The following is a 14,176-nucleotide window of genomic DNA, read 5'->3' on the forward strand; positions in this document are numbered from 1 at the left end:
CATAGCCTTATAACGTCAAGACGCTTGAATGTCTTAAGAATATCCCGGCCTTAGCGCTCAAACAAAGCGGCGATCCCCATTCCGCCGCTCACGCACAACGTGGCGATTCCGCGCTTGGCGTTCAGAATTTCCATCTCGTGAAGAAGCGTTGTGACGATACGAGCCCCCGTAGCGCCGATCGGATGACCGAGGGCGATGGCCCCGCCGGAGACATTTACCTTCGACAAATCGAGCTCGAGATGTTTGGCGCAGGCCAAAACCTGTCCCGCAAAGGCTTCGTTGAGTTCAATGAGGTCGATTTCTCTGAGCTTTAACTGCGTCTTGGCCAGAAGTTTCTCGACGGCCGAGACCGGACCGATCCCCATGATCGACGGATCAACGCCGACCGTGGCGTGGGCCACAAGACGAGCCATCGGCTTCAGACCTAACTTCTTAGCCTTTTCCGCCGTAGTCACGATGCATGCCGCTGCGCCATCCGTAATTCCGGAGGAATTCCCGGCATGGACCGAACCGTCCTTGACGAAGACCGGGGGAAGTTTCGCCATCGATTCCACAGTGGAGTCCGGCCGGGGATGTTCATCCTTCGTGACCATCTTTATCCCGCCCTTTGCGGCGACTTCGACCGGCGCGATTTCCCGATTCCAACGGCCCGACTGATCCGCGGCGAGCCATTTTTTCTGGCTTTCGGCGGCATACGCATCTTGATCCGCCCGAGTGATCCCTTCTTGGCGGACCAGCTTCTCCGCAGTCTCCCCCATCACCATTCCGCAGAGCGGGCAAAGAAATCCATCGCGGTACATTCCGTCGACGACTTCCGAATGGCCCATCCGGTAACCCCATCGGGCGCCCGTGAGAAGGTACGGCGTGTTCGACATCGATTCCGTTCCGCCGGCTAAAACCACTTCAGCCTCGCCGGTTTGAATCGACTGAGCCGCGTTTACAATGGCCCGAAGTCCGGAGGCACAAGCCTGATTGACCGTATACGCCGGAACCGCATCGGATAAGCCTGCGAGACGAACAATTCGGCGGGCGGTATTTGGGCCACCTCCCGCCTGTCGGGCATGGCCGAAAATACAGAGGTTTATTTTGTCAGGCGTGATTCCGGAAACGGAAATTGTGCTGCATCCGACACTTCCGCCTAGTTGCGCTGCAGACAGGGAGGCCAAACCCCCGCCGAACTTACCGATCGGCGTTCGGCCTGCCCCGACAATGACGATATCGTGGGTCACACGACCGGAGATGGCCCTTGCGGAATCACGTCAAATCGACCCAAACCGTTTTCGTTTGCGTGTACATCTCCAGAGCCTGAATTCCCAATTCGCGTCCGTAGCCCGACTGCTTGTAACCTCCGAACGGCGACGCCGCATCGTACTGATTGTACGTATTGATCCAAACGGTCCCGGCTTTCACCTTTTTTGCAAACGCGTGCGCCTTCTTGATGTCGCGCGTCCATACCGCGGAAGCCAAGCCGTAAATCGTATCGTTCGCCTTGGCCACGGCGTCGTCCACGTCATTGAACGGAATCGTCGCCAGCACCGGACCAAAGATCTCCTCTTGAGCGATCCTCATCTTGTTGTCGACCTGATCAAAGACCGTCGGCTTCAGGTAGTACCCCTTCCCTCCGACCTTGACCGACTCTCCACCGGAGACCAATTTGGCCCCCTCTTTCTTGCCGATGTCGATGTACTCCAGCACTTTATCCATCTGTTTCTTGGCGACGATGGCTCCCATCCGCGTCTTTGGATCCATCGGATCCGCCGGCTGCAACTTTTCAACGCGGGACAAAAGCTTATCCATAAACTGTTCATGCACTTTCGCTTCCACAAAAAGGCGCGAACCCGCGGCGCAGACTTCGCCTTTGCCGTAGAAAATTCCGATCGACGCCCCCTTGGCCGCGGCGTCCAGATCGGCGTCGGCAAAGACAACGTTCGGTGACTTGCCGCCCAATTCGAGGGAGATTTTCTTAAGCGTATCCGCCCCCGATTTCATGATCGACTTGCCGGTGTTGGTTTCCCCCGTAAACGCAATTTTGTCGACGCCCGGGTGATTCGCCAGAGCCATGCCGATCGTTCCGCCCGGACCGGTGATGACGTTCATCACGCCATCGGGGAGGCCGGCTTCTTGGCAGATCTCCCCGAGTTTAAGCGCCGTCAGAGGCGTCCAGGACGCCGGCTTCAGAATGACCGTATTCCCCATCGCCAGCGCCGGCGCCACCTTCCAGGCCGCTAGGAGTAACGGAAAATTCCAAGGCGTAATCGCCGCCACGACGCCGATCGGTTCGCGAAGCGTGTAATTGAACGAGTTCGGTCCGATCGGGATCGTCTCGCCGCAGAACTTCGTCGCCCAGCCCGCGTAATACTGAAAACAGTCGGCCGTTACCGGGACGTCGATGTATCGGGATTCAAAAATCGGCTTCCCGTTGTCTGCGGTCTCCAGAGAGGCGACTTCGTCGACTTTGTGCATGAGAAGCTCGCCGATCTTCCAAACAATCTTTCCCCGATCTTTGGCGCTCATGGACCCCCAGGGCCCTTCCAATGCAGCCCGCGCCGCCTTCACCGCCCGATCCACATCCTCCACCGTAGCCTCGGCGATATCGGTGATTTTTTCTTCCGTGGCGGGATTGATCGTGGGAAACGTCTTCCCCGACGACGAATCGACCCACTTGCCGCCGATCAAGAGTTTTCGGGCCGTCATCTCACGCGCCTTTAAACCGCGGCGTCCGCTTCTGAATGTAGGCGTTTAAGCCTTCCTTGGCGTCATCCGACTGAAAAAGCTGTTGTTGAAGTTCGCGCTCAAGGGTTAGCGCCGACTCAAACGGTATCTCCCACCCGCTTTGGACCGACCGTTTGATCCGACCGACGGCTTTAGAAGCTTTGTTGGGCGGGCAATATTGCTTCCCGTATGCAACCACCCGGTCCAGGAATCCGTCATTCTCGTAAACCGAATTGACGATCCCGAGTTTCATCGCCTCTTCAAATTCCATGTTCTGGCCGGAAATCATCATCTCGATGGCCTTCGACTTTCCCACGATTCTTGAAAGACGCTGCGTTCCCCCCGTTCCGGGCAGAACCCCCAGAGTTATTTCCGGAAGGCCGATTTTCCCGCCGCCTTTTTTGGCGATGCGAAGGTCGCAGGCCATGGCGATCTCAAGCCCGCCTCCCACCGTATGGCCGTTCAGCGCGGCGATCGTCAGTTTCGGCGTATGTTCCAAACGATTGAGCGTTTCGTTCGCGTGAAGGCAAAAGTAATACTTGAACGTCGGCGTCACGTCCGAAAGCATTTTGATGTTGGCTCCGGCGGAGAAGAATTTTTCGCCGTGACCGGTAAGCAGCATGACGTGCGCTTCGTCGTCCATCCGAAATTCGAGGATAGCTTTATCCAATTCAATCATCATTTCGTGGGTATACGTATTCGCGGGAGGATCGTTCATTTCGACGATCGTCACGCCGCCGTCCTTTCGTGTGTTCACCAACGCTCCGGTCATGTCACCTCTCCTTTGTTTTGTTCAAACGACTGCCTACTTTAATGTCGCAAAAATTCTTTACAAGTGCTTCGCAACTGACTAGGTAACTCTTTGCATCAAAACGATTTCTGTTCGTCATGAGCAACCCACCGATCACCACATTCATGAAAACGCATTTTCGGCACTTCAACGCCGCTCGCGTCGTTGAAGCGTCGGAAGCGTACAAACACCACCTCGACCGGGGTGGCAAGATGTTTTTGGCCTTGGCGGGTGCGATGAGCACGGCTGAGCTGGGGATCTCGCTGGCCGAAATGATCCGGAAAGGGAAAATTCACGCGATTTCCTGCACCGGAGCGAATCTTGAGGAAGATCTTTTCAACCTCGTCGCGCATGAACATTACGTAAAACTTCCGAACTACCGGGAGCTCACCCCGAAAGATGAGGAAAAATTATTGGGCCGGGGGCTCAACCGGGTCACGGACACCTGCATCCCGGAAGAAGAGGCGATGCGCCGAATCGAGAACATCATCGCCGACGAATGGGAAACCGCCGATAAGAAAGGGGAGTCCTATTTCCCGCACGAATTTGTCTATCGAGTTGTCAACGAAGGGAAACTGAAAAAGAATTACCAGATCGATCCGCAAGCGAGCTGGGTTGTCGCGGCCGCCGAGAAAAACATCCCCCTCTTCGTACCCGGGTGGGAAGATTCCACGCTCGGGAATTTTTTCGCCGCCCGTTGTATTTCGAAAAAGATCAAGAATCCCCGATGCATGCGCTCCGGAATCGAGACGATGATGGAACTTTCCGACTGGTATTCCAAAGCGAGCCGGGAGAATTCCATCGGATTTTTCCAGATTGGCGGAGGCATCGCCGGAGATTTCCCGATCTGCGTCGTCCCGATGCTTCACCAGGATCTCAAAAAGACGAATATCCCGGTGTGGGGCTATTTCTGTCAGATCAGCGACTCGACCACGAGTTACGGTTCGTATTCCGGCGCCGTTCCGAACGAAAAGATCACATGGGGGAAGCTCGCCTCCGACACCCCCCGATTCATCATCGAATCGGATGCCACGATCGTGGCCCCGTTGGTTTTCGCGTACGTGCTGGGTTGGTAAGCCGCTCGTTCAGCGTTTTGGCCTACGCGGCAACCCTGTCCTCATGCGGCACGTCGAACGTCGCTTGAAAGTAACGGTTGAACTTGAATCTGTGCTTTGACGCCGAAAACGGCGAGGGTCCTCTCCAGTGTTTCAACGGACGGATTTCCCGTACCTCGCTCCAATTTTTCATACGCCTGTCTTGAAATTCTTAACTTGTTAGCTACGAGTCGGGTCGTCCATCCCTTCTCTCGACGCAGCTTTCGCAAAAGAAGAGCGATACCAATTTCAAGAGATACGGGAATAAGATGAGTTTCCCGTTTTCTGGAGTACCGGCGAGGAACCGGCAGATCAAGACCACGGTTCAGGTCTTCGAGCAGACACCCTTCCAGCGCCTCGCGGGCCGACGTTAACGCACAATCGAATGACTCCGCGTAGGTAAAGACATTGGGGAGGCCGGGGAAAGTTACCCGATATCCCTTTCCTTCTTTCCGAATTTTCGCCTCGAAATACATCATTCTCCTACCTTCCATTTGATTCCTAACTGCTTGAGGATCACCCTAACAAACGACCGTGGGAACTCTCCCACATGACTCGAAATCGGAACGGAGCGATAGCCTTCTTTCGTCATTATCCAGTGACCTCCCGATGTCCGGGCATGTTTCCAGCCGTGCTCCTCCGCCAGCTTTTTAAGATCGCGGGGTTTCAACGATGGAACTTTCATAGTATGCAACTTTTAGGTTGCCAAGTCAAATCCACAATGACCCACCCCCTTCGCCTATCTCAAGCCATAGAAACAGAGAAGCGCCGCCCAACCAGAAGGCAACGTTTCCGGAGGCTTCTCCAATTCCGTTCCGTATTTGACCGCCATTTCCAAAAAATATTTGGCGTGGAAAAAAGCTTCGACAATCGGCCTTGTGTGCTGCGTCCAGTTCTGATTATGTTCGTTCGAAAACTCCTTCCCGGAAGCGCCAGCATTGAGGAGTTCTTCGAATTCCGGGGCAAGCTTGCAGTCCTCCGGAGCCATTGATCTCAACAGTTCCGAAATCTGCTGAGTTTCTTTCTGAAGAAAATAGACCTTGAACGAATGGTAGTAGAATCGATAAACCGGATCTTCGTACCCCCAATGGGAAGCGATCTTCTCCAACTTCGCCTTTAACTCAGGCAGCTTTCTTTTCAGGTTCGCAAGGAGTTCCGCTTCCTTCTTCGCGAGACTTTCACCGGATGCGGTCATACTCATTCCGATCGGGCCCTCGTTGGCAAATGTGCTGTCATAGCTCCGCCGAAGGACAGAGGGAAGCGAGTTTACATTCAGGGCACTTTGGCCGAATCGCCTTGCACAATCTCCGCCCATGCCATATGAGACGATGCGAGAACATCGTCCACTCTTCCCGCGGCACAAACCGCATCAAATCCTGCTCCACCTTTTCCGGATCGTTGTGTTTCGTTAGACCCAGCCTTCGCGCGATTCGCCCCACGTGCGTATCGACGACGACACCGTCATTCTTTCCAAACGCCGTTCCCAAAACGACGTTAGCGGTCTTCCTTCCTACTCCGGGCAACCTTACCAACTCATCCATGGTGTCGGGCACCCGCCCCCCATAGTCATCCGCTATTTTTTCGCTGGTTCCCTGAATCGACTTTGCCTTGCTTCGAAAAAACCCCGTCGAACGAATCAGATCCTCCAGTTCCTCCCGCGGAACGGAAGCAAAGTCGCGGGCCGTTTTAAATCGCCGGAACAGCTCCGGCGTGACCTTATTCACCCGTTCATCCGTGCATTGTGCGGATAAAATCGTAGAGACCAGAAGCTGCAGCGGATTCTCATGCGTCAGCGCGCACTCCACATCCGGATACATTTCCTTTATCAATCTCAAAATTTCCTCAAGATTCGGACCACGACGAACACGCCCAACCCGAGAACTGCGCGCGGGCGAGGCCGGAGTGAACTTTCGTCGACCTGTCCTTTTCTGGAGACGAAAGGCACTCCGGCCTCGCTGTGCAAGGCTTTCGACTTTCTGTTTAGTGCGTGCGGGTTTGGGCAAGTGCCTTCTCCATGGCTGCCACCGGCAACGTATTAAACACGTCGCGCTTCGTCAGCCCCCCTTTGCGAGCCATATTGATCCCGAATCGAATGTCCGAAAGCCCCTTCGTATCGTGCGCATCGGGATCGATCGCCAAACGAACCCTTTTTTCCTTCGCGTATCCGACGACGCGCCAATCCAGATCGAGCCGATACGGATTGGCGTTCAATTCGACGATTTTCCCCAAATTAGCGGCGCGATCGATGATGGCGTGCAAATCAATCTTGAACGCCTCCCGATTCAATAAAAGGCGCCCTGTCGGATGCCCCAAGATGGTGCAATAGGGATTCTCCAAGGCCCTAACGCAACGTTTCGTCATCTCTTCTTCCGGCATATTGAAGCTGGCGTGCACCGATCCAATGACGAAATCGAAGTTCTTTAACACACGGTCCGGATAATCCAGAGAACCGTCCGGAAGGATATCCGACTCCACTCCTCGGAAGATCCGAAGCTTGGGATACTTTTTCTGAAGGTGATCGAGCTCTGTGAACTGCCGATCGATATCGGCCTCTTTCAGCCCGCCGGCGTAAAAGGCGGTTTGGCTGTGCTCGGAGATTCCGATGTACTCAATATCCATCTCGGCCGCCGCGGCCACCATCTCGGCTAATGTGTTGCGCCCGTCGCTGTATGTGGAATGGACGTGAAAAAAACCGCGGAGGTCCCCCAATTCGATCAATTCCGGAATCTTCCCTCTTTCCGCCGCTTCAATCTCGCCGTTATCCTCTCGAAGCTCGGGAGGAATGTACGCAAGCCCCAGCGCTTTGAAGATCGCCGCTTCGTCATTGCACGGAACCAGTTTCTCCCCTTTGAAGAGGCCGTACTCGTTCATCTTAAAACCCGTCTCCTTCGCCCGTGTCCGCATCGCCGTGTTGTGTTCCTTGCTTCCCGTGAAATGGTGGAGAGCGTACGGGAACTCTTTATCCGTAACGACGCGAAGGTCGCACTGAAGTCCCTTCCCCAGAATCACGCTGGACTTTGTTTCTCCATGCGCCAGCACCTGAACAACGCCCGGCATTGCAACGAACTTGTCCATCACGGCCTGCGGCTTCGTCGACGCCGCCACGATGTCGACATCTTTGACCATTTCCTTTCCACGTCGGAGACTCCCGCCCAAAGATACCCGCTCGATCTCTTTCCATTTTTTCATCTTGTGCAGAATTCCTTCGGCGGTATCAATGACGTCGCCGTAGAGATAGCGACCGGATGCGGTATGGAGAAATTCAATCCCTTTCAAGACTTTCTCCTGCGTCTTCTGGCCGAATCCGGCGAGCTTTAACAGCCGATTCTCCCTGCATGCCTTTTCCAGTTGTTCGAGCGACTCGATGCCAAGCTCTTCGTAGAGAACTTTCACTTTCTTGGGTCCGAGTCCCTGGACCTTCAAGAGATCAAAAAGTGTTTCGGGGAACTCCTTTCGGAGCTTTTCCAGATACACAAGCTTTCCGGTCTGGGCCAACTCCGTGATCTTTTCCTTTAACGCCGCGCCGATCCCCTTCATTTCCCAAAGTCGACCGGAGCTCATCAGCGATCCGAGGTCCCCGTCCACGGATTCAAGCGTTCGGGCGCCTGCGGAATAAGCTCTGACTTTGAAAGGGTTTTCCCCTTTGAGTTCCAGGAGAACGGCGATTTCCTCGAGGGCCTCCGCGACCTGATGCCGATCCGCCTGAAGGTTCACGGCGCCGTCGCCACTCTTAGCCGAACTGCCGCTCCGTAATCGGTCGGGTCGATGATTCCGGCCTGCTGAAACGCCTTTTGACGTTCCGCGCACTTGTTGCACTTACCACAATGGCGTCCTCCGCGAGGCTGAAGGCAGGAGAGCGTTAAATGAATCGGCCAGCGGCGGCCGCGAAGAATCACATCCGATTTCGAATACTGGCGATACGGCGCGTGGATCTCGATCGGGCGCCCCAAGGCCATGGAGACCGTACGCGCCATCTGTTCCAGGAATTTTTCGCTCGCGTCCGGGAAGGGATTCCCCCGCAACAAACCCACGAATATTTGATCGATTCCGGTGAGGGAGCAGAACGTAGCCGCGTGGGACAAAAGCAAAAGGTTTCGGCCGGGAAGATAGACCTCCGGATCCGGGTCTTGGAATTTGGGAACCCGGGCGCCGTTGACGCTCCAATGATCGTCGCCGTACATCTGAGCCGCTCCGAGAGTGAGTTCGGCAATCGGAGTCAGGGACGGCTCCGCCAACGAAGCCACAAAGCGTCTCAAGGCCCGAAGCTCCGCTTCCTCCCACAAAAGCCCGCTTCGAATAAAGATCGGAGTCACCTGCGGCCAGATCTCGGCACATTCCGCCAGCAGTACGGCGCTGTCCAGACCTCCGCTCACCAGGACGGCGGCATTTCGTTTGTGCGCGGACATTCGGCCGCTTTTTACCTCCGTTACCGAAAGAGGTCTACGGTTCAGATTTGACCGTTCCGCCTCCCCTCCGTATCGTCCGGCCGAATGAATCTAAAGAAGCAGGTCGCTCTCATCACCGGAGGCGCCCGGCGGGTCGGCCGGGAAATTGCTCTGGCCCTGGCCGAACGGGGTTGCCATGTGGCGATCAGCTACCGGACGTCCAATTCCGAAGCGAATTCCACGGTGGACGATCTTCGGGAATTCGGCGTCAAGGCCCTCGCCATGAAGGCCGACGTGTCGAATAAATCGGACGTGAACCGAATGCGCGCCGACGTCGAAAAAACGATCGGGCCGGTAACGGTTTTGGTCAACAACGCGGCCATCTTTGAGAGGACCCCATGGCCCGGTATTTCGGAAGAAAGCTGGGACCGCCATATCGACGCCAATTTGAAAGGACCGTTCCTTTGCGCGCAGGCGTTCGGACCCGGGATGGTGGAACGCAAGCTCGGAAAGATCATCAACATCGTCGATTGGGCCGCAGAACGACCCTATACAGGCTATATCCCGTACTGCGTTTCTAAAGCGGGGCTCATTTGCCTGACCAAAGCGTTGGCCAAGACCTTGGCGCCGCACGTTCAGGTGAACGCCGTAGGGCCCGGGCCGGTCATGCTGCCCGAAGATATGCCGAAGGAAGAGCGCGACGCGGTCTTGAAAGCCATTCCTCTGAAACGAGAAGGATCGCCGCGGGATGTGGCGAACGCCGTTCTTTTTCTCGTTGAGGGAACTGATTTCGCGACAGGGTCTGTGGTTTACGTCGACGGCGGAAGGTTGATCGCATGAGCTACCGGGTCACGCAGCAAATTCATTTCTGTTACGGCCACCGTCTGCTCGATTACGAGGGGAAATGCGCGCATCCGCACGGGCATAACGGCCTTGCCGAAGTCTCGTTCGAATCCGACAAGCTCGATCGCCGCGGAATGGTCCTCGACTTCACCGATATCAAACGTTTGCTCAAGAGTTGGATCGACGACACGATGGATCATCGGATGCTTTTGCGAAAAGACGACCCCCTGATCCCGTTGCTCGAAAAATTGGGAGAACCGGTTTACAAAATCGACGTGAATCCTACGGCGGAGAACATCGCGCGGGAAATTTTTGTGCACGCTCGCGAAAGAGGACTCCCGGTCGTCGAAGTTAAACTTTGGGAAACCCCCACCCAATTCGCAGTGTACAAATGAAAAACATCGGCCAAATCCTGCTTGAAAAAGGATTGATCACGTCGGATCAACTTCAACGGGCTCTTGAATTCCAAAAATCCCGTTACGGGCTCATGGGTGAAATCCTGGTTGAACTCGGATTTGTTTCCGAAGAAACCGTCCTCACCGGGCTCTGCGAGCAACTCTCTCCGGAGCACCAGCAACTCGTTTACTTTCAAAGCGGAAAGGAGGTCGTGACCACCGACATCGAGATTCCGCCCAACGTCATCGCGATGGTCCCTTCCAATATGCTGGTCAAGTGCAGGGCCGTTCCCATCCGTTTCGATCAACAAAAGAACGATCTCACCATCGCGTTTGTCGATATCAGCGACCTACGCGCCGTGGATGAAATCCGCTTTTACACCAACAAGAAGATCAACGCCGTTCAGGCCAGCCGGGCCGACATCCAATATCTCTGGAAGAAGTTCTACAACGTCGAGGAACGGGTGGCCGTCCGCAGCCCGCTCGATCTGTCGAATGAAATCAAACTCGGTCCCGCCGCTTCTTTCACCGAAACTTCGATCACGAAGCTGTTCGATAACATCATCACGAAAGCGATCGCCCTGGGAACCAGTGACATTCACTTCGACATTTACGGTTCCGACGCCATCGTCCGGTTCCGAATCGACGGCGTTCTTTACAACGTCCTGACGATCCCCCTCGAGCTCTATGCAAAGATCATCAGCCGGGCCAAAATTCTTTCCAACATGGACGTGTCCGAAAGAAAGATTTCTCAGGATGGACGGATCACGGTCAAGACGCCGAAGGGGCAAGCCGTTGAACTCCGTCTCGCCATCATCCCCGTCTATAACGGCGAGCGCCTGGCCATCCGACTCCTGGACAAGTCGGGATTTGATTACGATCTCGAGGGACTGGGGATTCACAAGCTCATCTTTGATCGTTTCAAGAGTGAGTTGGAGAAGCCGGCCGGAATGGTGCTGGTGACAGGCCCCACCGGAAGCGGAAAGACGACCACGATTTATTCGATGGTGAACTTTCTCAACGATTCGTCTCGAAGCGTCGTCTCGATCGAAGATCCGGTGGAATACGAATTCCGCGGCGTCGGCCAGGTGCAGGTGGACGAAAAGAAAGGATTCACGTTCGGCAACGCTTTACGCGGCGTCCTTCGCCAAGACCCGAACGTCATCATGGTCGGCGAAATACGCGACGAAGACACGGCGGATATTTCGACCCGGGCTGCGCTCACGGGACACCTGGTCCTGGCGACGATGCACACGAACGACGCTCCGACGGCCATTGCGCGTCTGAGCAACATGGGAGTGAAACCGTTTGTCATCGCCTCTTGCCTGAACATGGCGGTGGCCCAACGGTTGGTCCGCAGGCTCTGTTTGGCGTGCAAAGTCGATGACAAGCCGAATCCGAGACTTCTCCTCCGCCTGGGTTTGAAACCGGCGCAATTGGAGAAACTCCGTTTTTCCAAAGGCAAAGGCTGCCCGACCTGCAGCTTCACGGGTTACAAAGGGCGCCTGGCGATCTTGGAAGTCATGTTCGTAACGTCCCGGATGCGCGACCTCATCGCCAAAGAAGGAACGGTCGAGGACTTAAGGCGCATGGCGAAACGCGAGAAGATGATCGCGCTCAATATGGATGGCCTCTATAAGGCGAAAGAGGGGCTGACCACGATCGAGGAAGTCGTCCGAACGACGTTTTTCTAATCGCGATAGGCGGCCGACGCATGCCGGCCTTCCCAGACGCGGACTTCGACAACACGACACCTATTGTTTGCCGCAAACGACCTCAATTCTTCCGCGTACCATTTGGCGATATTTTCCGCGCTGGGTGCGATGTCCGTAAAAGGCGGAACGTCGTTGATATACGTGTAATCGAGTTTCTTCGTCAGCGCCTGGACGACGCTTTGAAGCTCCACAAAATCGATCGCCATTCCCTCTTGATCGAGACGATCGGCCTCCACTTCAACTTCCACTTTCCAACTGTGGCCGTGCAACGGCTCCGGGGAGCCTTTATACGAGCGAAGGTTATGCGCCGCTTCGAAAAAAGCTTCCACGCGAACTCGGTAGCACTCTTGTGTCGACTTCACAGCCGCTCTGAACCATGTTTGAGAGGTGCCGTCAACCGAAGGAACTATTTTCTCTCTTTTCCACACCGGCCGGGAGCTTTTCAACAACGAGACCTTCTTCAGCAATCGTCTGGCAACAGAGAACGCGCTCAAACGGCTTACCCTCTCGGCTGACGTTCGCGGCGCAAGTTTCGCAGGTCGCGTTCCAGCAAAAATTCTCAAAGGCGATGTGAAAATCGAGATACTGATAACAACGAAGCAGTTCTAGCCCTTCGGGGACTTCGTAGACCGTGCCTTCGATCGTGATTCGGATGAGGCGGGAGATGTCGCCGAACATCCGCTTCTTTTCATCGATGTGGTCCCCGGCCGGCATGGCCCCATCATTGTAACACGCCGGAGAATCAGACCCGGTTGCGGATCAACTGCATGAACTCTTCGCGCGTGGCGTAGTTTTCACGAAACGCCCCGAGCATGGAGCTGGTCACGGCGATTGTGAAACTATTTCCATTTCAAAGCTCGGTCGGCGAAGGCTTTTTTGTACTTCGGCCAATCGTGCAGCATTGCCGGGTCGAAATCTGCGCCATTCGGCCAGACTAAGGTCTTGACTTCAGGGTCGACTCGAACGGATCGAAAGACCGCCAAATCCCGAAGAGGGCCGTATAGGTCCCCGAACAGGACATTGCTCAGATCGACATCCTGCGTGGTCCCATCGTCAAATGAAACACGAAGGCGATAGTCCCCGCTAATCTCGAAAGATAGAACCTTATAAATAGGGTGACTCATCGCTGGGCTCCTTACGCTAATGGCTTGATGGGAATCGGTTTGCTCCCATCTTGCAACAACTCCCCACACCGGAGAATCAGACCCGGTTACGGATCAACTGCATGAACTCTTCGCGCGTGGCGTAGTTTTCACGGAACGCTCCCAGCATCGAGCTGGTCACGGCAATGGAGTTTTGCTTTTCCACGCCACGCATCTGCATGCAGAGATGCTCGGCTTCCATCACGACCGCTACGCCCCGCGGATGCAACACCTCCTCGATCGTCTCGGCGATTTCCTGCGTCAATCGTTCCTGAACTTGAAGCCGGCGGGCGAACATCTCGGTCACTCGAGCCAATTTGGATAAGCCGATGATTTTGCCGTTGGGCAGATAGCCGATGTGACATTTCCCGAAAAAGGGGAGGAGGTGATGCTCGCAGAGGCTGAAGAAATCGATGTTTTTGAGGATTACCATGTCTTTGCGATCTTCGTCGAACAGCGCACCGTTGATGACCTCTTTGAGGCTCATTCGGTAGCCGCCGGTCATTGTTCGCAAGGCCTTCGCCACCCGCTCCGGGGTCTTGAGAAGCCCCTGACGTTCCGGGTTTTCCCCCAATTCAGCCAATATTTCTCTAATCTTTTCTTGCACTTATCTCCACCCTCTTGAGGAAGTGCGCGATCCAATCAGATTCGACCCCTACGGTCAATCTTGCGACATGATACGATTTGGCCGTGGTTATGCCTGTTTTTGAAAACACCGCTCCGCTAAGGACAGGAGGCTCCGTCTGGGGCCCTTTTGTCGCTTCCCTTGCCTTTCACGCCGCAATCCTTTCTTCCTTTCCGCTCGTTCTCAGCAGCGAGTCGACGGCGAGTCCGCCCGAACGCGAAAAGATCCAACGGATTCGATTCGTCGAGCCTCCGATGAATTCACTTTCCGCGAATCCCCTTCTCGATCGAATGGACGGCCAGCTGGTGGACATCATGGACAACCGCGCTTCCGAAGCAAAGACTCCCAAAGACGCCCGTTTCTTGAGCGACAAGAACCGCAACGTAGATCGCGAAACCCAGGCTCGAATCACCGATGCGAATCCCAACAGTCCTGTAGGAGGCGGAGAAGACCAGGCTTCAGCCGGATCGGCGGG

18 protein-coding genes are annotated in these 14,176 nt (G+C 55.2%); 5 read left to right on the forward strand and 13 right to left on the reverse strand.

Annotated features, from left to right (window positions below; translation table 11 throughout):
* Positions 1 to 50: 50 nt before the first annotated feature.
* The 3 genes from VI895_12170 to VI895_12180 are packed head-to-tail and all read right to left on the reverse strand — an operon-like array spanning position 51 to position 3,484.
* A complete protein-coding gene (locus VI895_12170) occupies positions 51 to 1,229 on the reverse strand; it encodes a thiolase family protein (GenBank protein HLG20554.1) in 1,179 nt (392 codons plus the stop codon).
* Between the two features lie 25 nt (positions 1,230 to 1,254).
* Entirely contained in the window at positions 1,255 to 2,694 is a 1,440-nt protein-coding gene (locus VI895_12175; protein ID HLG20555.1) for an aldehyde dehydrogenase family protein, read from the reverse strand.
* Position 2,695: 1 nt separating this feature from the next.
* The gene (locus VI895_12180) at positions 2,696 to 3,484 is read right to left on the reverse strand and encodes an enoyl-CoA hydratase-related protein (GenBank protein ID HLG20556.1); all 789 of its coding nucleotides are present in this window, start codon (positions 3,482 to 3,484) and stop codon (positions 2,696 to 2,698) included.
* A gap of 116 nt (positions 3,485 to 3,600) precedes the next feature.
* Here VI895_12180 and VI895_12185 point away from each other — a divergent pair, with 116 nt between their 5' ends.
* Entirely contained in the window at positions 3,601 to 4,578 is a 978-nt protein-coding gene (locus tag VI895_12185; protein ID HLG20557.1) for a deoxyhypusine synthase family protein, read from the forward strand.
* Between the two features lie 41 nt (positions 4,579 to 4,619).
* Here VI895_12185 and VI895_12190 read toward each other — a convergent pair whose 3' ends face one another.
* The 6 genes from VI895_12190 to VI895_12215 all read right to left on the reverse strand — a co-directional run bounded on the left by VI895_12190 (position 4,620) and on the right by VI895_12215 (position 9,002).
* On the reverse strand, positions 4,620 to 5,075 hold the full coding sequence (locus VI895_12190; GenBank protein HLG20558.1) for a type II toxin-antitoxin system HicB family antitoxin: 456 nt from the start codon (positions 5,073 to 5,075) through the stop codon (positions 4,620 to 4,622).
* Positions 5,072 to 5,281, reverse strand: a complete 210-nt coding sequence (locus tag VI895_12195) for a type II toxin-antitoxin system HicA family toxin (protein HLG20559.1) — start codon at positions 5,279 to 5,281, stop codon at positions 5,072 to 5,074. The genes VI895_12190 and VI895_12195 overlap by 4 nt, the downstream gene beginning before the upstream one ends.
* A 54-nt stretch (positions 5,282 to 5,335) precedes the next feature.
* On the reverse strand, positions 5,336 to 5,791 hold the full coding sequence (locus VI895_12200; GenBank protein ID HLG20560.1) for a hypothetical protein: 456 nt from the start codon (positions 5,789 to 5,791) through the stop codon (positions 5,336 to 5,338).
* A gap of 37 nt (positions 5,792 to 5,828) precedes the next feature.
* Positions 5,829 to 6,431, reverse strand: a complete 603-nt coding sequence (nth, locus tag VI895_12205; GenBank protein ID HLG20561.1) for an endonuclease III — start codon at positions 6,429 to 6,431, stop codon at positions 5,829 to 5,831.
* A gap of 145 nt (positions 6,432 to 6,576) precedes the next feature.
* Entirely contained in the window at positions 6,577 to 8,310 is a 1,734-nt protein-coding gene (gene polX, locus VI895_12210) for a DNA polymerase/3'-5' exonuclease PolX (protein HLG20562.1), read from the reverse strand.
* Complete coding sequence (locus VI895_12215) at positions 8,307 to 9,002, reverse strand: 7-cyano-7-deazaguanine synthase (protein ID HLG20563.1); 696 nt, start codon at positions 9,000 to 9,002, stop codon at positions 8,307 to 8,309. Before VI895_12215 ends, polX begins: the two co-directional genes overlap by 4 nt.
* A gap of 84 nt (positions 9,003 to 9,086) precedes the next feature.
* Between VI895_12215 and VI895_12220 the strand changes: the two genes are divergently transcribed.
* The 3 genes from VI895_12220 to VI895_12230 are packed head-to-tail and all read left to right on the forward strand — an operon-like array spanning position 9,087 to position 11,913.
* Positions 9,087 to 9,821, forward strand: coding sequence for an SDR family oxidoreductase (locus VI895_12220; protein HLG20564.1), 735 nt, complete (start codon positions 9,087 to 9,089; stop codon positions 9,819 to 9,821).
* Positions 9,818 to 10,219, forward strand: a complete 402-nt coding sequence (locus VI895_12225) for a 6-carboxytetrahydropterin synthase (protein HLG20565.1) — start codon at positions 9,818 to 9,820, stop codon at positions 10,217 to 10,219. The genes VI895_12220 and VI895_12225 overlap by 4 nt, the downstream gene beginning before the upstream one ends.
* The gene (locus VI895_12230) at positions 10,216 to 11,913 is read left to right on the forward strand and encodes an ATPase, T2SS/T4P/T4SS family (protein HLG20566.1); all 1,698 of its coding nucleotides are present in this window, start codon (positions 10,216 to 10,218) and stop codon (positions 11,911 to 11,913) included. Before VI895_12225 ends, VI895_12230 begins: the two co-directional genes overlap by 4 nt.
* On the opposite strand, the gene VI895_12235 is transcribed toward VI895_12230, so the two are convergent.
* The 4 genes from VI895_12235 to folE all read right to left on the reverse strand — a co-directional run bounded on the left by VI895_12235 (position 11,910) and on the right by folE (position 13,683).
* The gene (locus tag VI895_12235; protein HLG20567.1) at positions 11,910 to 12,296 is read right to left on the reverse strand and encodes a 6-carboxytetrahydropterin synthase; all 387 of its coding nucleotides are present in this window, start codon (positions 12,294 to 12,296) and stop codon (positions 11,910 to 11,912) included. The two genes, VI895_12230 and VI895_12235, sit on opposite strands and share 4 nt — an antisense overlap.
* A 31-nt stretch (positions 12,297 to 12,327) precedes the next feature.
* Positions 12,328 to 12,648 carry a hypothetical protein gene (locus VI895_12240; protein HLG20568.1) on the reverse strand — a complete coding sequence of 107 codons (321 nt, stop codon included), beginning with the start codon at positions 12,646 to 12,648 and terminating at the stop codon, positions 12,328 to 12,330.
* Between the two features lie 125 nt (positions 12,649 to 12,773).
* Positions 12,774 to 13,058: a DUF2442 domain-containing protein gene (locus VI895_12245; protein HLG20569.1), complete on the reverse strand. Its 285-nt coding sequence runs from the start codon at positions 13,056 to 13,058 to the stop codon at positions 12,774 to 12,776.
* 76 nt (positions 13,059 to 13,134) lie between these two features.
* The gene (folE, locus tag VI895_12250) at positions 13,135 to 13,683 is read right to left on the reverse strand and encodes a GTP cyclohydrolase I FolE (protein HLG20570.1); all 549 of its coding nucleotides are present in this window, start codon (positions 13,681 to 13,683) and stop codon (positions 13,135 to 13,137) included.
* A gap of 272 nt (positions 13,684 to 13,955) precedes the next feature.
* Between folE and VI895_12255 the strand changes: the two genes are divergently transcribed.
* Positions 13,956 to 14,176 (forward strand): hypothetical protein (locus VI895_12255; protein ID HLG20571.1); only part of this gene is annotated, 221 nt, incomplete at its 3' end.

It is taken from the genome of Bdellovibrionota bacterium (genome assembly GCA_035292885.1).
In the GTDB taxonomy this organism is placed as follows: Bacteria; Bdellovibrionota_G; JALEGL01; order JALEGL01; family DATDPG01; genus DATDPG01.

What these genes read in the sequence shown, in the direction of transcription:
- VI895_12180 (HLG20556.1), bottom strand. Translation starts at nt 3,484, where the DNA reads ATGACCGGAGCGTTGGTGAACACACGAAAGGACGGCGGCGTGACGATC.
- VI895_12220 (HLG20564.1), top strand. Translation starts at nt 9,087, where the DNA reads ATGAATCTAAAGAAGCAGGTCGCTCTCATCACCGGAGGCGCCCGGCGG.
- VI895_12175 (HLG20555.1), bottom strand. Translation starts at nt 2,694, where the DNA reads ATGACGGCCCGAAAACTCTTGATCGGCGGCAAGTGGGTCGATTCGTCG.
- VI895_12230 (HLG20566.1), top strand. Translation starts at nt 10,216, where the DNA reads ATGAAAAACATCGGCCAAATCCTGCTTGAAAAAGGATTGATCACGTCG.
- VI895_12185 (HLG20557.1), top strand. Translation starts at nt 3,601, where the DNA reads ATGAGCAACCCACCGATCACCACATTCATGAAAACGCATTTTCGGCAC.
- VI895_12200 (HLG20560.1), bottom strand. Translation starts at nt 5,791, where the DNA reads ATGACCGCATCCGGTGAAAGTCTCGCGAAGAAGGAAGCGGAACTCCTT.
- VI895_12245 (HLG20569.1), bottom strand. Translation starts at nt 13,058, where the DNA reads ATGAGTCACCCTATTTATAAGGTTCTATCTTTCGAGATTAGCGGGGAC.
- VI895_12240 (HLG20568.1), bottom strand. Translation starts at nt 12,648, where the DNA reads ATGCCGGCCGGGGACCACATCGATGAAAAGAAGCGGATGTTCGGCGAC.
- VI895_12225 (HLG20565.1), top strand. Translation starts at nt 9,818, where the DNA reads ATGAGCTACCGGGTCACGCAGCAAATTCATTTCTGTTACGGCCACCGT.
- VI895_12195 (HLG20559.1), bottom strand. Translation starts at nt 5,281, where the DNA reads ATGAAAGTTCCATCGTTGAAACCCCGCGATCTTAAAAAGCTGGCGGAG.
- VI895_12215 (HLG20563.1), bottom strand. Translation starts at nt 9,002, where the DNA reads ATGTCCGCGCACAAACGAAATGCCGCCGTCCTGGTGAGCGGAGGTCTG.
- VI895_12190 (HLG20558.1), bottom strand. Translation starts at nt 5,075, where the DNA reads ATGATGTATTTCGAGGCGAAAATTCGGAAAGAAGGAAAGGGATATCGG.